This is a genomic window from Cellvibrio japonicus Ueda107 (assembly GCF_000019225.1).
Lineage (GTDB): Bacteria > Pseudomonadota > Gammaproteobacteria > Pseudomonadales > Cellvibrionaceae > Cellvibrio > Cellvibrio japonicus.
Window position 1 is genome coordinate 397,206 of sequence record NC_010995.1, and the last position, 19,130, is coordinate 416,335.

The 19,130-nt window shown below is 50.6% G+C and carries 18 protein-coding genes and 1 pseudogene; 6 read left to right on the plus strand and 13 right to left on the minus strand.

The window, feature by feature from the left end; translation table 11 throughout:
• Window positions 1–11 precede the first annotated feature (11 nt).
• Window positions 12–2,549 (plus strand): nitrite reductase large subunit NirB, encoded by a 2,538-nt coding sequence (nirB, locus tag CJA_RS01595; protein WP_012486006.1) that lies wholly within the window; start codon window positions 12–14, stop codon window positions 2,547–2,549.
• A 21-nt stretch (window positions 2,550–2,570) separates the two neighbouring features.
• Window positions 2,571–2,903: a nitrite reductase small subunit NirD gene (nirD, locus tag CJA_RS01600; protein ID WP_012486007.1), complete on the plus strand. Its 333-nt coding sequence runs from the start codon at window positions 2,571–2,573 to the stop codon at window positions 2,901–2,903.
• A gap of 129 nt (window positions 2,904–3,032) precedes the next feature.
• On the opposite strand, the gene CJA_RS18500 is transcribed toward nirD, so the two are convergent.
• From CJA_RS18500 to CJA_RS20050, 6 genes and pseudogenes are all read right to left on the minus strand, one after another.
• Window positions 3,033–5,105: a diguanylate cyclase domain-containing protein gene (locus CJA_RS18500; protein WP_158304043.1), complete on the minus strand. Its 2,073-nt coding sequence runs from the start codon at window positions 5,103–5,105 to the stop codon at window positions 3,033–3,035.
• A gap of 100 nt (window positions 5,106–5,205) precedes the next feature.
• Window positions 5,206–5,646, minus strand: a complete 441-nt coding sequence (locus CJA_RS01610) for a nucleoside deaminase (protein ID WP_012486009.1) — start codon at window positions 5,644–5,646, stop codon at window positions 5,206–5,208.
• A gap of 179 nt (window positions 5,647–5,825) precedes the next feature.
• Window positions 5,826–7,280 (minus strand): response regulator, encoded by a 1,455-nt coding sequence (locus CJA_RS01615; RefSeq protein WP_012486010.1) that lies wholly within the window; start codon window positions 7,278–7,280, stop codon window positions 5,826–5,828.
• Between the two features lie 88 nt (window positions 7,281–7,368).
• The gene (locus CJA_RS01620; RefSeq protein WP_041551887.1) at window positions 7,369–9,087 is read right to left on the minus strand and encodes a bifunctional protein-serine/threonine kinase/phosphatase; all 1,719 of its coding nucleotides are present in this window, start codon (window positions 9,085–9,087) and stop codon (window positions 7,369–7,371) included.
• 61 nt (window positions 9,088–9,148) lie between these two features.
• Window positions 9,149–10,624, minus strand: a complete 1,476-nt coding sequence (locus CJA_RS01625) for an MFS transporter (RefSeq protein WP_012486012.1) — start codon at window positions 10,622–10,624, stop codon at window positions 9,149–9,151.
• A 265-nt stretch (window positions 10,625–10,889) separates the two neighbouring features.
• Window positions 10,890–11,506: pseudogene (locus CJA_RS20050) on the minus strand (RHS repeat domain-containing protein).
• A gap of 266 nt (window positions 11,507–11,772) precedes the next feature.
• On the opposite strand from CJA_RS20050, the gene CJA_RS01635 reads away from it, so the two are divergent.
• Genes CJA_RS01635 through CJA_RS01645 form a run of 4 tightly spaced genes read left to right on the plus strand, consistent with a single transcriptional unit; the run spans window position 11,773 to window position 13,550 of the window.
• On the plus strand, window positions 11,773–12,222 hold the full coding sequence (locus CJA_RS01635) for an IS5 family transposase (RefSeq protein ID WP_041550892.1): 450 nt from the start codon (window positions 11,773–11,775) through the stop codon (window positions 12,220–12,222).
• Window positions 12,147–12,350: a transposase gene (locus tag CJA_RS19950; RefSeq protein WP_148208780.1), complete on the plus strand. Its 204-nt coding sequence runs from the start codon at window positions 12,147–12,149 to the stop codon at window positions 12,348–12,350. The genes CJA_RS01635 and CJA_RS19950 overlap by 76 nt, the downstream gene beginning before the upstream one ends.
• Window positions 12,351–12,399: 49 nt before the next feature.
• Window positions 12,400–12,699 carry a transposase gene (locus tag CJA_RS01640; RefSeq protein WP_012486016.1) on the plus strand — a complete coding sequence of 100 codons (300 nt, stop codon included), beginning with the start codon at window positions 12,400–12,402 and terminating at the stop codon, window positions 12,697–12,699.
• The gene (locus CJA_RS01645; RefSeq protein ID WP_012486017.1) at window positions 12,696–13,550 is read left to right on the plus strand and encodes an IS3 family transposase; all 855 of its coding nucleotides are present in this window, start codon (window positions 12,696–12,698) and stop codon (window positions 13,548–13,550) included. Before CJA_RS01640 ends, CJA_RS01645 begins: the two co-directional genes overlap by 4 nt.
• 86 nt (window positions 13,551–13,636) lie before the next feature.
• Here CJA_RS01645 and tnpC read toward each other — a convergent pair whose 3' ends face one another.
• The 7 genes from tnpC to CJA_RS19270 all read right to left on the minus strand — a co-directional run bounded on the left by tnpC (window position 13,637) and on the right by CJA_RS19270 (window position 19,110).
• Window positions 13,637–15,196 (minus strand): IS66 family transposase, encoded by a 1,560-nt coding sequence (gene tnpC / locus CJA_RS01650; protein ID WP_049765381.1) that lies wholly within the window; start codon window positions 15,194–15,196, stop codon window positions 13,637–13,639.
• Between the two features lie 38 nt (window positions 15,197–15,234).
• Window positions 15,235–15,585: an IS66 family insertion sequence element accessory protein TnpB gene (tnpB, locus tag CJA_RS01655; protein ID WP_012486019.1), complete on the minus strand. Its 351-nt coding sequence runs from the start codon at window positions 15,583–15,585 to the stop codon at window positions 15,235–15,237.
• The gene (gene tnpA, locus CJA_RS01660) at window positions 15,582–15,896 is read right to left on the minus strand and encodes an IS66 family insertion sequence element accessory protein TnpA (RefSeq protein ID WP_012486020.1); all 315 of its coding nucleotides are present in this window, start codon (window positions 15,894–15,896) and stop codon (window positions 15,582–15,584) included. The genes tnpB and tnpA overlap by 4 nt, the downstream gene beginning before the upstream one ends.
• A gap of 170 nt (window positions 15,897–16,066) precedes the next feature.
• The gene (locus CJA_RS01665; protein WP_012486021.1) at window positions 16,067–16,414 is read right to left on the minus strand and encodes an RHS domain-containing protein; all 348 of its coding nucleotides are present in this window, start codon (window positions 16,412–16,414) and stop codon (window positions 16,067–16,069) included.
• Window positions 16,369–16,692, minus strand: a complete 324-nt coding sequence (locus CJA_RS19510) for a hypothetical protein (RefSeq protein ID WP_012486022.1) — start codon at window positions 16,690–16,692, stop codon at window positions 16,369–16,371. The genes CJA_RS01665 and CJA_RS19510 overlap by 46 nt, the downstream gene beginning before the upstream one ends.
• 24 nt (window positions 16,693–16,716) lie before the next feature.
• Window positions 16,717–18,387 (minus strand): RHS repeat domain-containing protein, encoded by a 1,671-nt coding sequence (locus CJA_RS18510; protein ID WP_158304044.1) that lies wholly within the window; start codon window positions 18,385–18,387, stop codon window positions 16,717–16,719.
• Window positions 18,388–18,420: 33 nt separating this feature from the next.
• The gene (locus CJA_RS19270) at window positions 18,421–19,110 is read right to left on the minus strand and encodes a PLD nuclease N-terminal domain-containing protein (protein WP_012486024.1); all 690 of its coding nucleotides are present in this window, start codon (window positions 19,108–19,110) and stop codon (window positions 18,421–18,423) included.
• Window positions 19,111–19,130 lie beyond the last annotated feature (20 nt).

Below are 19,130 nucleotides of genomic sequence, written 5' to 3' on the forward strand. Positions count from 1 at the left end.
GTGAGGCCGTTATGAAAAAGCGCATTATCGTCGTGGGCAATGGTATGGTGGGGCATAAGTTTATTGACAACCTCGCCAACCACCAGGATGCCGCACAGTATCAACTGATTACCTTTTCTGAAGAGCCGCGCCTGGCCTACGACAGGGTACAACTGTCCAAATATTTCTCCGGCTCCAGTGCAGAAGACCTGGCGTTGACCAATGCGGAGTACTACCGCGAAAAAGAGGTGCAATTTATTTTGCGCGATAAGGTTGTTGACCTGGATTTTGACAACAGGGAAATCATTACTGCCTCGGGCCGCCGCGAAGCCTATGACAAATTGATCCTGGCCACCGGTTCCTATCCCTTTGTGCCGCCCATTCCGGGTAATAGCGGTGAGCATTGCCTGGTGTATCGCACCATCGAAGACCTGGAGAAAATCACTGCCTCTGCGCAGCAGAGTAAAGTCGGTGTGGTGGTCGGTGGTGGGTTGCTTGGGCTGGAAGCGGCGGCCGCATTAAAAGCAGCGGGGCTGGAAACCCATGTGGTGGAATTTGCCCCGCGCCTGATGGCCGTGCAATTGGATGAAGGCGGCGGTCGCCTGCTGCGCCGCAAAATTGAAGCCTTGGGTGTACGTGTGCACACCCAAAAAGCGACCACAGACATTGTGGCGGGCAGCGAAGCGCGCTACCGCATGAATTTTGCCGATGGCAGCCATCTCGAAACTGACATGATTTTGTTTTCTGCCGGTATACGTCCGCAGGATGAGTTGGCGCGCAAGTGCGGTATCGCGGTGGGCGAGCGCGGCGGCATAGTGGTTGATAATTATTGCCAGACCAGCGTAAAGGATGTGTATGCCATCGGTGAGTGTGCGCTGTGGAATAACCGTATTTATGGCCTGGTTGCTCCCGGCTATCAGATGGCGAAAGTGGTGGTGTCCCATATCGTTGGCGGCGATGAGCAGTTCCTCGGTGCCGACATGAGCACCAAACTCAAATTGCTGGGTGTGGATGTGGCCTCTGTTGGCGATGCCCACGGCAATACCCCGGGTTCGCTCAGTTACACCTACGCCAATGATGTAGAGCAAGTTTACAAGCGCATTATTGTCTCTGCTGACAATAAAAAATTGCTCGGTGCCGTACTGGTGGGCGATGTGGAAGTTTATGGCACCTTGCAGCAAATGTGTGTCAATGGCATGGACTTGCCGGAAGACCCCAATGCGTTAATTCTGCCCTCTGTTGAGGGCGGGATGGCTATTGGGGTGGATGCCCTGCCGGAGAGCGCGTGTGTCTGCTCCTGTTATGACGTGAGCAAGGGCGCTATTTGCTGTGCGGTACAAAATGGCGCGCGCACCATGGGTGATATTAAAGCGGTCACCAAGGCTTCTACCGGTTGCGGCGGTTGTTCGGCATTGGCTAAACAGGTGATGGATGCCGAGTTGACCAAACTGGGGGTAGAAGTCAGCAACCATATTTGTGAGCACTTTCCCCATTCGCGCCAGGAGCTGGCCGATATTGTTCGCGTCAAGCAAATCAAAAGCTTTGATACATTGCTCGACCAGCACGGACAAGGATTGGGCTGCGATATTTGCAAGCCGGCGGTAGGTTCTATCCTGGCATCTTTCTGGAATGAATTCGTCCTGGATAAGAAACATATCGGCCTGCAGGATACCAATGATATTTTCCTGGGCAATATGCAAAAAGACGGTACCTATTCGATTGTGCCGCGCATTGCCGGCGGTGAAATCACCCCGGAAAAATTGATTGTGCTTGGCCAGATAGGCAAGGAGTACAACCTCTACACCAAAATCACCGGTGGCCAGCGTATCGATTTGTTCGGTGCCCAGTTGCATCAGTTACCGGAGATTTGGAAAAAACTGGTCGATGCCGGTTTTGAGACCGGCCATGCCTACGGTAAATCAGTGCGTACAGTGAAGTCCTGTGTAGGTTCCACCTGGTGCCGCTATGGGGTATTGGATTCCGTGGGCATGGCGATAGAGATTGAAAACCGCTACAAGGGTTTGCGTTCGCCCCACAAATTGAAGTTTGCCGTATCCGGTTGTACACGTGAGTGTGCCGAAGCGCAAAGTAAAGATGTAGGTGTTATCGCAACAGAAACCGGCTGGAGTTTGTATCTGTGCGGCAACGGCGGTATGCGTCCGCGCCATGCCGATTTGTTTGCAACCGGCCTGGATAATGCAACCCTGATCCAATACATCGACCGTTTCCTGATGTTCTATTGTCGTACAGCAGATCGTTTGCAGCGCACGTCGGTATGGTTTGAAAACCTTGATGGCGGCCTGGATTACCTGAAAAAAGTCATTATCGATGACAGGTTGGGTATTGCCGCCGAGTTGGAAGCGCAGATGGCCCATAACATCAGCCAATACCAGTGCGAATGGAAAACCACGGTGGAAAATCCCGAACTGCAAAAGCGCTTCACACATTTTATTAACAGCGATAAGGTCGATGACAATCTCGCCTATGTACAGGAACGCGGCCAGCCGCGCCCGGCAACGGCGCTTGAGCGCAAGCATAGCGAGATTCAGTTTGTCGAGTTGGTGGATTGATATTCTGCAGGTAGAAACGATATGAGTGAGAAACCCTGGATCAGTGTGTGTGAGTTTGAGGATTTGATTCCCGATACCGGCGTTTGTGCGCTGGTTAATAACAAGCAGGTGGCAATTTTTTTATCGCGCCGCCTCAATGAAATTTTTGCGGTGTCCAATTTCGACCCCGTGGGTGAAGCCAATGTGCTATCGCGCGGCATTATCGGTTCGATTGGCGATGAAATCGTAGTGGCTTCTCCGCTTTATAAGGAGCACTACAGCTTACGCACTGGGGAGTGCCTGGAAAAACCCGAATACCAGATCAGTGTTTTTCCGGTGCGGGTGGATGATGGTTTGGTACAAGTCCAGGCGTGACACTATGGCATGTTAATGGTTTACAGCTTCTTCGACTGCTTCATGAGTCGGCTTGACAGGCAACCCTCGTGGTTGCCTTTTTTATGGTCGCCCTCTCAAAAACTATCCACGTGACAAAGGCAACAGGGACTAGGATGGATGATGCAGTTGTTTTTGTTCGTACATGCGCTGGTCGGCAATGTGTGTTAACTCCCTGGCGTCACTGCTGTCCTGCGGATAGTAGGCAATGCCGATGCTGCAGCCGATGTGAATTGACTGCTCACCCAACCAAAATTCCTGTGCGAGCAATTGCCCGATCTTGTCGCTGACAATCCTGGCTTGGGCCGGGCTGTCAATTTGGTGCAGGAGAATCACAAATTCATCGCCGCCGATGCGTGCGACTGTGTCGGAAGCGCGCACGGCTTCTTGTAAGCGCAATGCGACCGCTTTGAGCAATTCATCGCCCAGGGCATGGCCGTAGGTGTCATTGACCGGTTTGAAATCATCCAGGTCGAGCAGCATGACTGCCAGGGATTTGTGGTGGCGCTTGGCGTAGCTCAAGGCTTGTTGCAGGCGATCGGCAAACAGTGCGCGATTGGGAAGTCCGGTCAGGTTGTCATGCTGGGCCATCATGCGATGGCGCTCCTCACTTTCCCGCAGTGCCTCCAGTGCCTGTTTGCGTTCAATGGCAATCTCCGCCAGGTAGGCTGACTCTTCAATCAGCTGTATATCCTCTGCCGTGGGTTCAGCGACCTTGTGCTGGTAAATGGCGAAGGTGCCCAGGGCTTCGCCATGGCGATTGAGGATAGGTTCCGACCAGCAGGACATCAGGTCTGCCTGGGCCGCCAGTTGGCGATAGGCCTCCCAATTGGGGTGTGTCTGGATATTGCTGACAATCACGCGCTTGCCGGTGGCAACCGCGGCACCGCAAGAACCTGCGGTATCGTGGGCTTGCAGGTGTGCAATGGCCTGGTTGTAAAAGTCGGGCAGGCTGGGTGCGGCGGCAACGCTGAACTTTTGTTGCTTGCGATCAAACAGCAGCACGCTGCACTTCATCTCGGGTTTGAGGTGTTCCACGCCTTCTACCAAACTGAGCAAAATGTCTTCCAGCGGCTCATCGGCGGCGATCAGGGCCAGGACGTGATTGTGGTTGCGCTGCTGTACATCGGCGCGGCGCATCAGGCGCACCAGGTTGTGCAGTTTGCTGTTAACCCGATAGACATGCAGGGCAATCGCAAAAATCACCAGGGCGCCGAGCAGTGTAGTTAGCGCGGCATAGAACCAGGTGCGGTTATCGCCCAAGCCTTGCTGGTAGAGGAATCCATCAAGGGAAAAGCCCTGGGGTAATAAGCCGAGGTCGGCATAGGTATCGGCGATATGGCGCCAGCGCCCGGGGTTACTGTAGCCAATTTCAATCAGGTCGGGACGAATCAGGGCCTGCATGTGCTCGGCTTCTGCACGTAAAAAATCAGCGCTGTGTTGGCTGGTATAGCGCAGCATGATCAACGCAATGATGTCTTCCGGGTTGGCCATGGCATATTGCCAGCCGCGCAGGCTGGCATCGCGAAAGTTATCGACCAAACGTGGATTGCGCCGGATCAGTTTGCTGCTGGTAAACAGGTTGTCGCCATAAAAATCAATGCCGGCGGAGCGCGGTGTGTAAATTTGCAGCGGCTGGTGTGCCTGGCGGAAGTGGTAGAGCTCGTAGCTGGAGTAGGCGGACATGGCATCGACCCGGCCATTTAACAGGTCTTCGTGGTTAGCGCTGTGGGTAATGGTGCGGTATTTATCCGGTGTCAGCCCCTCCTGGGTCAAGTAGGCCACTAATTCGTCGGCGCCGTCTTCCAGCATCAGGGTTTTGCCGGCCAGGTCGTGCACGCCCTGCAAGGGCGATTGCTGGCGGGCTACCAGCACCTGGGCGGAATGCTGGAAAATATTGGCTAGCACCACCAGGGGTTTACCGCGATGGCGTTCCAGTAACAGGCTGCTGGTGCCCACACCGAACTCCGCCTCCCCGGCCATGACCCTGTCGGCGACCGGTGTATTGGGTGATGCCTCCAGGAATTCCACATCCAGCCCCAGTTCGCGGTAGTAACCCTGTTCGAGGGCGGCATAGTAACCGGCGAACTGGAACGAGTGGGTCCATTTGAGTTGCAGGCGCAGGGTGTCGGCGCACAGGGGATGGGACCAGAGCCAGAGGAGTGCAAGAGAAAACAGGTTCACAGGCATTGCATGGCGGCGAGAACGCTGGTGGATAGGCAATGGAACAGGGCGAGCGCATCCGGGCCCGGTGGGATAGTTTATTGCACGGCGAAAGAACAGGTTATTCACCAATATCCTCATTCCACAGCGCTGGCTGTTGGGCGATAAAGTCCTGCATCAACTGTTTGCATTCGGCATCGTCGCGTATGTCGAGCTCCACACCCCGGCTGCGCACATAGGCTTCGGGCCCCTGGAAACTGAGGTTTTCACCGACTACGACTTTGGGGATGCCGTAAAGCAGCACTGTGCCGCTGCACATGTCACAAGGGGAAAGGGTAGAGTAGAGGGTGGCACGCCGATAGTCACTCGCTTTCAGGCGCCCGGCGTTTTCCAGGCAGTCCATTTCGGCGTGCAGTACACAACTGCCTTTTTGCACCCGCTGGTTATGGCCGCGTCCGACGATCCTGCCATCGATAACCAGGACCGATCCGATGGGGATGCCCCCTTCGCGTCGCCCTTTGCGGGCCTCTTCAAGTGCGGCTTGCATAAACGGATCTTTCATCGGGCGATCTCCTCTGCTGCGCGATAACCTGAGTCTAGAAGCCATCTCAACAATCATCCAACGGCCTGATGCAGTGTTGGACGGCCCGCTCCGGTGCCCGCTGCCTTTTCGCCCTGCCTGGGGCTGGCGGGCTGATTTTTGAAGAGGCTTCTAGCCAGCCGCGCATGATTTTGCCGCCGTTAGTACAGTGGCTCCAGCCTGATCTCAATACGGTTATTGCGCTGTGCAATCGCATTCCAGTCGCCGGCAGAGACAATCGGCAATCGCTCCGGATAGGTTTCCGGCCCCAGGTAGCTGTTGATGCTGACACTCAGGCGGCCATCCTGGTTGCGGATTAAATTGTCGAGGGCATCTTCCAGTTCACGGGTGTAATTGTCGCGTATCCGGTCGAGGTTATAAGCCTCGTTCGATAGCAGGCAATTGGCGAGTGTGCTATCGGGCGCGGCCAGTTCACCCTGGCCCATGGGGTCGAGCAGCAGGCAGAAATCGCCCACGAACACGTCCAGGTGTATTGCCCCCACAAAACCTTTATCGAGCAAGCGAAGGATGAATTCATAAATGCGCACTGCACTGCGCGGGTCCAGGGTATTTTGGCGGAAGGGAATGGCACCGCTTTGGTTAAAGGCCCAGCTTAAATCATCGAGGAACGCGCGGTTGCTGTACTGCTGGGCATCGAATTGCTGCGCCCGCGCCAGGTTTTGCAGGGCAGGGGAGACCATATCCGGCTCGCGTGGGGATTGCAGGCTGCTCAACTGGGTGCGAATTTCCTGTTGCTGCGCCTGGGTATCCAGCAGATGCCGGTTCATGCTGATCAAGTAATAGAGGGCGACGGCCAGGAGTAACAGGACCAGTATCAACGCCACGCCATAGCCTTTGTTGCTGCGTGCGGCGGGTGGGCCACTTCCTGCATCGGGAGGGGGCGGTGGCGATGCGGGCGGTGTATGGGTGACCGCTGGCGCATTCGCGAGTACATCGTTGAATTCCTTGCGGATGTTTTGGCGCAATCCCTGTAATTCGCGCACCACCCGCGAGGTGATAACGCGCCGGTTATCTTCCAGCGAGTGCTCCAGGTGGCTCAGGCGCAATTCCAGGTTGCGTGCCTGGTCGATGATTGCCTGGTTGGGCGCGCGGCGTTCGATAAAGGGGTAGTCGGCATCGGTCACCCGGTCATTGATCGGCATGTCGCTGACCTGGTTGGCGGCGGCGATCAATTCCGGCGATTCAATACCATCGCCTTTAACCGCTGGTTTGCTGGATTCCGGATACAGGTGGATGGCCTGCATCACCTTGGATAAATCAGTCGCGTTGATGGTGTCCTTGCTCACCACATCCAGCGCACCCAGGGCGCGTGCCTGGCCGGTGTAGACATCGCCGCTTTTGGCGGTATACATGATGACCGGCACCATCGCCGTTTCGGGGTGGGACTTGATGATCTGCAATGCGCGGAAACCGTCCATGCCCGGCATCAGGTGATCCATAAAAATGACATCGGGCACCTTGCTGGCCAGATAGCGCAAGGCAGCCTCGCCCGAGTCCACCGCATCAATATGCAGGTTGTAGGGGCGCAGCATCTTTTTCAGTCGATACTGGGCGGTGGTGGAGTCGTCGACGATGAGGGCGGTCTTGATGGGCATGGTTATCGTTTCCGTGAGTCTTTCTTATTAACGCGAGAGACTACCAGAAATCGACCAGGCAATAACCTGTATAACGCTCAGGGTGTGATCAGCCGCGCCATAGGAGCGCGACCAATGCACAGATCCAACCGCTAATGGCGATGACTTTCCAGGCTTTCAGCGGGTCGCGCTCCAGCAGCGGCTGTGCGCGCGGTGTGAGCCACAGGGGATTGGGGCGCTTGAGGTCCTGCAGCCATTCACTCAGGGCAGTGTAGCGGTGGTTGGGGTTGATGCTCAGGGCTTTTTCCAATGCCTTGTCGAGCCAATAGGGGACCAGGGGATTGTGTTTCATCGCCGGGATATACGCCAGCCGCTGAAAACTTTTCAGATCCATGGCCTTGCTATAGCCAGTGCCGTAGGGCAGTTTGCCGGTAAGCATTTCGTAGAGCAGTACGGCGAGGGAAAACTGGTCTGATGCAGTACCGGGTGTTGCGCCATAGCGATATTCGGGCGCGGAATAGTCGAGTGTCCCGAGAATATGATCGCGCGCAATCGGTGCGCCGGCCTCCTGTACACTGGCGACCCAACAGGAGCCAAAATCGACAATCACCGGGCCGCGTGCGCCCACGACAATATTGTCCGGTTTGAGGTCCTGGTGCAGGGTCTCCTTGCGATGGAACGCGCGTATTCCGCGAAGCAAACTTTCAATCAGTTCCACCGCATCGACAATCGATAAAATACCGCGCTCCTTGAGTAATTGGGCGAGTGTTGGCCCGGGAATATATTCCGTCAGGTAATACAAACAGGAGCGCGACTCGGGTGCTGCCATCACCCGTACAACCCCGGGGCTGTGGATGCGCGCCCCTATCCAGGCCTCCATCACAAAGCGTTCAATATAGGCGGGATCGTCCAGGAATAATTCCGACGGGGTTTTCATCGCCAACAGGTTTTTTTGATCGTCCTCGACCAGATATACCTGGCTGCGTGTCGATTCGTGCAGGATTTTTTTGATGCGTAAACCATCCAGTATTTGCCCCGGCGACAGCACCGGTGGAAATGGCAGGCGCGATAAAACTTGCAGGGTATCGTCCTGTCCCGCTGTACCGAGGTTCTCAATCGACACTGCCTGGATACTGAGGTTATCGTCACTCTGATGGTACAGGGCGAGTTGCAAGGCCTGGTCAACCAGTACTTCCAGGCGGTTGCGCTGGTTGATCGCCAATTGCCGTAATTCCTGTGGTGGCATGGCTTCGTGGATGCCATCGCTGGTCAATATAAAAAGGTCGCCAGCGTGTAATTCCAGGCTGTGCATATCCACTTCGAGATAGGGATCTGCGCCCATGGCACGGCTTAGATGCGTGGTGTGTTTATCGATGCGCTGGGTATGGTCGCGCGTCAGCAATTCAAGGTGCTGATCGCGCAGGCGATAAACGCGGGTATCGCCCACGTGGAAAATAAAGGCGCTTGCCCCTTTTAAAATCAGTGCCGAAAAGGTAGTGAGATAACCCTCGCCGTAAATGGAATTCTGGCTGCGCCCCCAGAGGCTGGAATTGAGTGCCTGGATAACACGCATGGCGGATTGCTGGGTACTCCAGGTATCCGGGGTCGCGTAATAATCGTTGAGGAATCCCGCAATAGCGGTTTGGCTTGCCTCGCGTGCGGCTTTACTGCTGCTGACGCCATCAGCAATGGCAATCGCAATACCTTTGGTGGTCAGCAAATTGCCGTCCGGCAAGCGCGCTCCCACCGTGTCCTGGTTTTCCGGTTTGTGGCCAGCGTCGCTCTTTTGCGCAAAGCTGATATGCAGTGGGGATTGCAAATGGTCCATAGCGGGATAATACACAATCAACAAACGTGCAGAACGGTGCTGCACGTTTGTTGCTGCCCTTTTAGCTCACTTCAATTTTATGCAGGGTGCCATCTTCGTTCACTTCCACAACATGGCCCCTGGGTTCCTTGAGGAATTGTACAAACACCAAGCCAATAGCCGCCGCACCGGCCAGCATGTAGAAAAAGCTGTGGATGTCGATAAAAGTATTCATGGTCAGGAAGAAGAGCGCACCCACATTGCCATAGGCACCGGCCAGTCCGGCAATTTGCCCGGTCATGCGGCGCTTGATCAGGGGCACTACGGCGAATACAGCGCCGCAACCGGCCTGCACGAACAGCGAACAGGTAAATACGGCGGCAAAGGCCAGGTACAGCGGCCAGCCGGCATTGATTTGCGACAACAGCAGGTAGCCCAGGGTAACCCCGGCGAGAATCACACTCATGCTGATGCGGCGGCCACATTTATCGCTCACCCAACCACCGCTGGGGCGCGCAATCAAATTCATAAACGCAAAGGAACCACCCAGCATGGCCGCCTGGGTAACACTCAGTCCTTCAAAGGTGCTCATAAAAAACGCCGGCAGTACCGATACCACGGCGATTTCGGAACCAAAGGTGGCAAGGTACGCCCAGCTTAAAATAGCGACCTGTTTGAATTCGTATTTATCGTGTTCTGCCGCGCCCTGTTTCAACATCTCTTTATTGACGCGATAAATTTGCGCAAACTGGAACGCAAATAATCCCAGCAAAACCACATAGAGCACATAGGTAGTTGCCGTGCTCAGTAAACCGAGGTTGGTGGGCGACATCTTCCAGGCCAGTACCGCCAGGATCAGATACATGGGCACATTCATCAGCACATAAAAAACAAAATCTTTTTTGCTGGTGACTTCCAGGCCGCCGGATTTTTTGGGTTTGAAATAGGTGGAGCCCTTGGGGGTGTTGCGCACGCTCAGGTAAAAACACACGGCGTAGAGCATGGCGATAACACCGGCGGTGATCATGGCGTAGCGCCAGCCGTCTTCACCGCCGTACACATGGATGGCGAGGAACGGCAGGGTAAACCCGGCTGCCGCCGCACCAAAATTACCCCAGCCACCGTAGATACCTTCGGCCAACCCAACCTGGCGTGCCGGGAACCACTCACTGACCAGGCGAATACCAATCACAAAGCCAGCGCCCACAAAGCCCAATAAAAAACGGAACAGTGCCAGTTGTTCAAAGGTTTGCGCCAGGGCAAAGGCAATCAGGATCGCCCCGGAAACCGCCAGCAGCAGTGTGTAAATCGCGCGCGGCCCGAATTTATCCACCAGGCTGCCCACGACAATCCGCGCGGGTATGGTCAGTGCCACATTGAGCGTCAGCAGCGCCGCCCATTGCTGCGCACTTAAATCCAGCGATGCAGTGATCAGGGGTTTTAGCGGTGGAAGGCTAAACCACATAACAAACGTGAGAAAAAACGCGAACCAGGTGAAATGCAGGGTCGCTACCGATTTGTTGGAAAAATCCAGCAGGTTTAAACGAAATGCGCTCATGGAAAAGGATCCAGACCAATCACAAAAAATCCGATGACTATGGCATAGCCGCTGGAAAGTCACTATTTGGTGCGCTTGCACAGTGGAATGCCTGTTATCGAGATGTTTGCAATGGTTATGCCAATCCACAAAAGGTGCATTTTTTAATGGTTAATTGGCGATTAAATAGTGAGTGATTATTTTTGGTGCATTATTTGTGCATCAAATAAATGCCGAAAACAATAAAAGTGAGTTTAATTGGTGCGCATGGTGGGTCGAAGTTTGCTTATATGCTATCAGGGCAAGTCTTAGTAAAGGCATCTCGCTCTACAGCTGCGGTAACAGCGGTTATAGGCCCAGCCCAGGCAGGAGCTAATCCATCAATGTCAACCCAATTAATAGGATCGCCCAATACATACCTATATAAGTTGATATCTCCACCCTCAAACCCAATCGGGTCTCTCGCTGTCCATCGGCCTACCTCAGGATCATAGTCACGATAACCGAAACAAACCAGGTCGGTGTCATCGTCTTTTAATCCACCTGCAAAGCCAAACGGGATTTGGAGTTCAGGTTGCTGTCTTCAATGATATTGCCATAACTGTCATAGCTGATGGTTTTGACAATATTGCCACTGTTATCGGTAATCACCCTCGGGCTACCCAAGTGATCGGTTTGAATAAAATAACGCTGACCACTTTGGGTAAAACTCGTTGGTGTACGACCGAGCGTATATTCAAACCGCTGCTTGAGATTACCTTGGCCATCGTAGACTACAAGTAACCTGGTCAAGTCCTTCCACAGATATTGCTCAACCACTTGGCCGTTGATGAGTTTCGTCACCCGATTACCTAATGCATTGTGGCGATAACTGATTGCCAGTTCTGGTGTCTTTATCTGCAATAATTGACCTTGGCTACTGTAGATGCGGCAGTTAAACCTACTCCATTAAGGACTATTGTTAATTACTTGATTCCTTGTTTCTTGGGACTTTGTTAAAAAGCATATATATGGTTATTCCATCTAACATACAAATGAGTGTAAATATTGGTATTTCTATGTTGACCAAAAGCATCATACCTATTTGAAAATTACTAGAAGCCATCTCAAAAATGCATTTTAAGTGACCAAGCTGTAAAATCCATCCATGCCGTTAATAACAGGAGAGCATGATGGAATTAACCCAACAACAGTGGGAAATGGTAAAACCCTATTTGCCACAACATGATGTGATCCAACAAGGGAAAGGCCGCCCCAGAGTTGATTCCAGACATATCCTTGAGGGGATTCTGTGGGTTTTGAGAACCGGAGCCCCCTGGAAGGATATGCCAAGTCGCTATCCCTCTTACCAGACGTGCCACAGACGTTATCAGGAATGGGTCGAGAATGGCGTTCTGGAAAATATTTTGCGAGGATTATTGGCGGATCTGGAGAGTCGCGGCAAGATTGATTTGAGTGAAGTGTATATTGACGGGTCGTTTGCATCGGCTAAAAAGGGGGCGCTGGCGTTGGTAAAACAAAGCGCGGCAAAGGGAGCAAGATCATGGCAATTGCGGATCGCCACGGTCTTCCTGTCGGATTATTCGTTGGAAGTGCTTCGCCGCATGAAGTCACTTTAGTTGAGGATACGCTGGATAGTTGCTACACCCAGGCAGTTCCGGAAAAAGTCATAGGTGATGGAGCGTATGACAGTGATCGGTTGGATGAGCGACTGCGCGATGAACGAGGTATGAAGTGGTCTAATTAGACCGGACACCAAGTTAAGCGGATAATACCGTAAAACATCAAGGTGTCCTATGACCAAGCAAACACGAAAGAAATATACGCCTGAATACAAACTTGAAGCTATCGCCCTGGTTCGGGATCAAGGCTTCAGTATAGGTGAGGCAGCGGCCCATCTGGATATCAATCACAATATGCTACGCCGCTGGCTAAAAGAGCATGAAGCTCAGCCTTTTAGTGATTATCAGGGAAAAGCCGGGATGACCCCCGAGCAAAAACGTATCCGTGAACTTGAAAAACAAGTGCGCGAGCTACAACTGGACAATGATATTTTAAAAAAAGCCAGCAGCTACTTCGCGAAGCATATGCGGTGAGATTTGCGTTTATTCGAGAGCATGCTTCGCGCTGCCGGGTAAAACACTTGTGTCGCATGCTAAGTGTCAGTCGCAGTCGTTATTACGAGTGGCTGGGACAGCAACAGGATAAGCCTGATCCGGAACAGCAGAGGCTTGAAACCTGCATGCGCGCATTGTTTGTTGAATCCAACAGCAGCATGGGCAGCAGACGCATGGCGCGGCGATTACAGGCCCAAGGTTTTGCGGCGGGGCGGTATCGGGTACGACGACTGATGAAAAAGCGGGGGCTGGTAGTTAAACAGAAGCGTAAGTTTCGCATTACCACCAACAGCAACCATAAATTGCCGGTAGCGGAGAATATACTTGATCGGCAGTTCAATCCGGTTACACCGAATCAAGCCTGGGCGGCTGACATTACTTATATTTGGACAGTGGAAGGATGGCTGTACCTGGCGGTGGTGATTGACCTGTATTCGCGGCGGGTTGTTGGCTGGTGCATGGATAAACGGCAAACGAAATCGCTGGTGATCCGTGCATTGATGATGGCGGTGAATATGCGCAAGCCATCGGCGGGACTCATCCACCACTCGGATCGTGGTTCGCAATATGCGAGCCTGAAGTATCAGGCTTCATTGAAGCAACACGGTATTGTGTGTTCCATGAGCCGCAAGGGAAATTGTTGGGACAATGCTGTTGTGGAGCGCTTCTTTAGCAGCCTGAAACGGGAGTGGATCAGGGATAATTTATATCGCTATCGAGAAGATGCGATTCGGGATGTGCGAGCTTATATTGTGACCTGGTATAACTCGCGAAGACCACATTCAACTCTGGGCTACAAAAGCCCGATTGAATTTGAAAAGTGTGCTTAACTTTTTGTCCGGTTTTTGTTGACCACTACAGTTGGTTAGGTGCTTACAATGGGCTGGAGCATTATGGGTATTTAAAAAGTAAGCGCCTAATCAACACCACTTTTGACATTCCATGGCAACAATGCCTCGATTTGCTCAAGGCTCGTAGCCTGCGGAAGTTCAGAAAAGACTTTTCGCAAATAGGTATAGGGCTCAAGTCCATTCGCTTTGGCCGTTTCAATCACGCTGTATAAATTCGCACTCGCTGCGGCCCCTTTGGGACTGGCAGAGAAGAGCCAGTTTTTACGCCCAATCACAAACGGACGAATGGCATTCTCCGCCGCATTGTTATCTATCGGGTAATCCCCCGACTCCACATAGCAAATCAATTTTGGCCATTGCTCATGCAGATAATGCAACGCTTTTCCAATTAACGATTGTGGTAGCGCATGGGCTATACTTTTATCTAACCAGGCTTTTATTTTTTGTAACATCGGCAGCGATTGTGTTTGCCTCAGCTGATATTTTTCTTCCGGCGTTTTGTCTTTTATCGATTTTTCTATTCCATAAAGCTGCTGGATAAACGCAATCGCCTGATCTGCTTTGCCGGTTTTTCCCGCCTTCTGGATTTTTTGTGCCTCGATAAATTTTCGCCGCGCATGCGCCCAACAGGCTAAATGGGTAATACTATTTTTTTCACAGGGTGCGTTATAAGCCGCGTAACCGTCGGTCATGAGAGCGCCATCAAAATCATGCAGCAATTCCGTGATCACCTTACCACTGCGTGTGGGGTCATAGTGGTAGAGCACCGCTGCACAAGCCGGTTGTGTACTGCGCAATACCCACATAAAGCTTTGCGTTTCAGCCGCACGCCCCGTTTCATTCAATACTTGCACTCGCGTTTCATCTGCATGAAGAATCGCTTGCTCCAACATTCTTTCATGGATCAGATTAATCAATGGTTGTACGATGGCGCCGCAGCGAACCATCCAGTTGGCAAGTGTCGTACGATCCATCTCCACGCCAATACGTTTGAAGATCTCCGTTTGGCGATACAGCGGTAAGGCATCCACATATTTTTGCGTGGCGATATGGGCCAGAAGGCCGGGTGAGGCGATGCTTTTTTCAATGGGTTGCGAAGGTTTCCTTGCAGTCACAAGATAGTTTTCGCAACACGGGCAAGCGTATTTCAAACGCTTGTGATGTAACACCCGAACACTGGCGGGAATAATGTCCAATTGTTCATGGGATTCAAAACCGATAGGTTTTAATTCAGCACCATCGTGCGGACAACATTTTTGACCCTCGGGCAGATCATGGATAATCTCGATGCGGGGTAACTCTTTGGGAATAGATGCACGTTTTTTCTTGCGCTTGTGTTCTGCCACCACCGTGGCATCGGCAAATGCATCGGCTTGCTCAGGGACTTCAGCTTCCGCTGTATCTTCCGCCTCGGTAAACACCAGCTCCGACTGGATCACGTCCTGCTTTTCACTGGAGCTGCCAAATTGTTTTTGCTGGAGCGAGAGGATATATTCTTCAAGAATACGAATACGTTTTTCTTTGTTTTGAAGGGATTTTTCCTGCGCTGAAATAATATCGTCTTTATCGGCAACTATTTTTTGCAGATCAATATTTTCTTGCAGAAGATCGGGTTTGTTTTCCATCCACACATCTTATAAAAAACCTGCGCAGGTTGATAGCACTAATTCGCCGAGAAGAAATATTTTTCTGTGTGTGGTTGAAGCTTTTCAATATCTAACCCGCGCAACAGCCAATCAAACTGTTCGTGAGTCAGTGATAACACAGCATCACCCCGGCGTGGCCATTTGAATTTATCTTTTTCCAGCCGCTTGTACCACAGGCAGAACCCGGTTTTATCCCAATACAGGATTTTGATTTTGTTGCGGCTGCGACTACCAAACACAAACACGGCGGGTGAAAATGCATCCAGACCCATGGATTCCTGCACCAGTACACTCAACCCGTTAATCGATTTACGAAAATCCACCGGCAGACGATGGACATAGACCGGTACATCTTCCCACTGGATCATGCCAGCTCCCTGAGCCAGTGGGCCAGCCATTGGGGGGGTGGCAATACACCGAATTCCAGCTTGCCAGCGTTACTGTGAATGACCAGGGCACTTGTCATCACCCCGGAAACACCAGGCTTCGTTTCCGGTTTCACGTTAACACGAACAAAGCCGGTTTCCATGTTACCAACCGCCCTCACCAATTGCTTGCGGCGCAGACTGAAGTATTTGGGGCACAGATTATGCTGTTTACAGAACTCTGCTGCTGATACACCGCTGGTATTGTGCTGTGTAAATAGTTCCTGCCATTGGTCACGCGTGCGTTTTTTCATAAAGCCTCCTATTGGTTGGGAGGCTGTACGCTAGTTGAAAAATGGAATTGTAGGTAGAGTGCTGTTGGTTAGGTGCTTACTTTAAAAACAATCTTCACTGAATTACCCAATGCGACAAGCCTCGAACAGATCGAGGCATTATTACCGTGGAATTACAAGGATGGGGTTAGTTAGGCGTTTACGATATTGCCATAACTGTCATAGCTGATGGTTTTGATAATATTGCCACTGCTATCGGTAATCACCCTCGGGCTACCCAAGTGATCGGTTTGAATAAAATAACGCTGATCACTTTGGGTAAAACTGGTTGGAGTGTGACCAAGAGTGTATTCAAACCGCTGCTTCAAATTACCGCTGCCATCATAAGTGGCTAGCAAGGTCGTAAGGTCTTGCCACAAATATTGTTCTGTAACCGTCCCATTAACCAGCTTTGCTACACGATTACCCAGGGCATTGTGGCAATAGCAGGTGTTTATGTTTTTTTGTAATCTGCTATTTTCTCTGCCAATTTCTGGCATCTATAACTCGCTACCAATAACCATAAGGATGGAATAATAAAAAATGGAAGGAGTGATAATATAAATGAAGAAAACATATTTTTAATAAGATTAAAGATTAAATTGGCAGACTCCTCGCTAAGATTTTCAAGTAAAAAAATCTTTAATTCTGCAAGGTTTTTAAAAAAAAGAGTCCACACAAAAATAATGGTAAGCACTATTAGAAAAATAACATAGAGGAATGCATAATTGGTTTGTCTGTTATAGAATTTTTTGTCAAATTTTTCTTCGAGTTTCATGTCGTCCTCATTGTTTTTAGTTGCCTAATGGCAAGAATTAGCTTTGTCAATGGCATCTTGAAGTTTATCAATTTTTTCTTGTAGGCTGTCCAGCTTTGGTTGAATTTCTTTTATTTGCTCTTCTGGAGTTGTCGCCCAATCCCAAATGGTTAGACCGCCAGCGATCAGGACAAGCCCTAGCCCAAATGGTGCTACAGGACCGCCATAAGCAATTAAAGCACCGCCTACAACTGCGGTAACAGCGGCTACAGGTCCAACCCAAGCAGGAGCTAATCCATCAATGTCAACCCAATTAATAGGATCGCCCAATACATACCCATAAAGATTCGTATCTCCACCCTCAAATCCAATTGGATCTCTCGCTGTCCAGCGACCAGTTTCAGGGTCATAGTCCCGATAACCGAAACGAATCAGGCCGGTGTCATCGTCTTTTAATCCACCCGCAAAACCAAACGGGATTTGGAATTCAGGGTTGCTGTCTTCAATGATATTGCCATAACTGTCATAGCTAACGGTTTTGACAATATTGCCATTACTGTCAGTGATAATTCGTGGGCTACCTAAATGGTCTGTATGAATGAAGTACCGCTGGTTATTTTGTGTAAAACTGGTTGGAGTGTGACCAAGAGTGTATTCAAACCGCTGCTTCAAATTACCGCTGCCATCATAAATGGCTAGCAAGGTCGTAAGGTCTTGCCACAAATATTGTTCTGTAACCGTCCCATTAACCAGCTTTGCCACACGATTACCCAAAGCGTTATGCAGATAACGGATGGACTTATCAGGTGTGTCTACTTGGAGTAATTGCCCCTGGCTGCCGTAGATATAGGTTGTCAGGGCCAGCCCATCATCTGTTGCTTTCAGCTTGCTGCCCAGTCTTCCATTGGCATCATACAGATACGTGGTGTTGCCATGGTTTTGCAGTTGGTCGCCTTGCGTGTAAGTTGCGCTTTGGTTGGTAATACCCATATCAACGCTGGTGTGCAGCGTTCGGTTACCGTTGGCGTCATAGCCATAAGCCTCGACTATTTCATTATTCCGTTTCACTTCTGTCAGGCGATAACGGTTGTCGTAGGTGTAATCGAAAGTGGCTGTGCTGCCATCCGGCAGATACTCCGTTTTACGAACAATCTGACCTGTAAGGTTGTATTCCAAATCATAGCCAAAGTTTGCCTGGCTGCCCCAGCGATAATTAACCGATATGGTTTCACCATAGGCATTCCATTGCCAGTTTTTATTCCATTGACCGCGTGAGAGACGTTGCGGCAGGCCGTTATTGGGGTGATGTTCAATAGTGAAACCGTGAATGCCGGTCAGGAGGCCATCCTTGTCATAGCTTAGACTGGTGTTGCCACCCGCGTAGCTGAGGTTGTTGACACGAAAATCTGTGTTGTAACCAAAGTTGATCGTTGCGTTGAGTTGGCCTTGATAGGTCTGCTGTGTCAACAGTGTGCCATCGTAGCTGTAATTAACCTTTTCACTGCCTTGTTGTATTTCGTGGAGTTGATCGCCTTGTTGATAACGGTAGTGGGTGTCACCCTCTGGTGTTTGCAGGTGAGCGAGCCGGCCTTCCTGATAAATATAGTGCAGGGTTTCACCGGATGGCAGCTTGATTTCTGTTAACTGGCGGTCGCGGTTGTAATTGTACTGCGTGGTTTCCGGTGCAGGCCGGGTTTCGGTTTCAATCAGGTTCACGCCATTGAAGGTCATGTTTATATGATATAAATTTTAATAATGAGTAAAGTTAAATTCATATTTTTTTCTCCACTCTTCGCCAGGCATTAAAAATACTTTCAATATTTTCTGCATTTCTGAAACATCTTCAGGTGGGGTACGAATAACTGCATCAACACGATTAATGCGATTTCGATACATGGCCGAAAGGCCATCAACGCCATTTAGGCTGCCACCAACTTCCATTGATATGCCAGGTTTTATAACTACAATGAATTGGTAAAAATTTGAATGCCAATCCAATTTTTTTATCTCTTTTTCAATTATTTCTAAATCTAATTTATCTGAAATATGATCGTGCTTTCCATCAGGAAAAATAATATGAATTCCTACTGCTGTTTCAGTTTTGTCCTCTTTCCATGCTTCATTGTAAAAGTCCATTTCTTCTTTCAGGTTAGACATTTCCCACCTCATAATTTCCATTTTTGATTGCCATCTGTCTGTGTATTCCCCTCTCATTGGAACATTGCTATATGGGTCGCCTTTGTTTTGAAGGCTATAAGGTTGTGGCGGAGGAGAGTTGGCAGCGAGAAAGTAAAATATTGTTCCAATTATTGGAATAAAAACTAATATTGATAGTATTACTTTCATAAGCAAAGAGTCTCTAGAGTTTAATATTTTTATAAAAAAGTAAAGTGAAAATAGTTCACTTATTGCAGCTATAAAAATAATTTTTTCATTCATATTTTTTCTTACTATAAAAA

What these genes read in the sequence shown, in the direction of transcription:
- nirB (WP_012486006.1), top strand. Translation starts at nt 12, where the DNA reads ATGAAAAAGCGCATTATCGTCGTGGGCAATGGTATGGTGGGGCATAAG.
- nirD (WP_012486007.1), top strand. Translation starts at nt 2,571, where the DNA reads ATGAGTGAGAAACCCTGGATCAGTGTGTGTGAGTTTGAGGATTTGATT.
- CJA_RS01610 (WP_012486009.1), bottom strand. Translation starts at nt 5,646, where the DNA reads ATGAAAGATCCGTTTATGCAAGCCGCACTTGAAGAGGCCCGCAAAGGG.
- CJA_RS01615 (WP_012486010.1), bottom strand. Translation starts at nt 7,280, where the DNA reads ATGCCCATCAAGACCGCCCTCATCGTCGACGACTCCACCACCGCCCAG.
- CJA_RS01620 (WP_041551887.1), bottom strand. Translation starts at nt 9,087, where the DNA reads ATGGACCATTTGCAATCCCCACTGCATATCAGCTTTGCGCAAAAGAGC.
- CJA_RS01625 (WP_012486012.1), bottom strand. Translation starts at nt 10,624, where the DNA reads ATGAGCGCATTTCGTTTAAACCTGCTGGATTTTTCCAACAAATCGGTA.
- CJA_RS01635 (WP_041550892.1), top strand. Translation starts at nt 11,773, where the DNA reads ATGATGGAATTAACCCAACAACAGTGGGAAATGGTAAAACCCTATTTG.
- CJA_RS19950 (WP_148208780.1), top strand. Translation starts at nt 12,147, where the DNA reads ATGGCAATTGCGGATCGCCACGGTCTTCCTGTCGGATTATTCGTTGGA.
- CJA_RS01640 (WP_012486016.1), top strand. Translation starts at nt 12,400, where the DNA reads ATGACCAAGCAAACACGAAAGAAATATACGCCTGAATACAAACTTGAA.
- tnpC (WP_049765381.1), bottom strand. Translation starts at nt 15,196, where the DNA reads ATGGAAAACAAACCCGATCTTCTGCAAGAAAATATTGATCTGCAAAAA.
- tnpB (WP_012486019.1), bottom strand. Translation starts at nt 15,585, where the DNA reads ATGATCCAGTGGGAAGATGTACCGGTCTATGTCCATCGTCTGCCGGTG.
- tnpA (WP_012486020.1), bottom strand. Translation starts at nt 15,896, where the DNA reads ATGAAAAAACGCACGCGTGACCAATGGCAGGAACTATTTACACAGCAC.
- CJA_RS01665 (WP_012486021.1), bottom strand. Translation starts at nt 16,414, where the DNA reads ATGCCAGAAATTGGCAGAGAAAATAGCAGATTACAAAAAAACATAAAC.
- CJA_RS19510 (WP_012486022.1), bottom strand. Translation starts at nt 16,692, where the DNA reads ATGAAACTCGAAGAAAAATTTGACAAAAAATTCTATAACAGACAAACC.
- CJA_RS19270 (WP_012486024.1), bottom strand. Translation starts at nt 19,110, where the DNA reads ATGAATGAAAAAATTATTTTTATAGCTGCAATAAGTGAACTATTTTCA.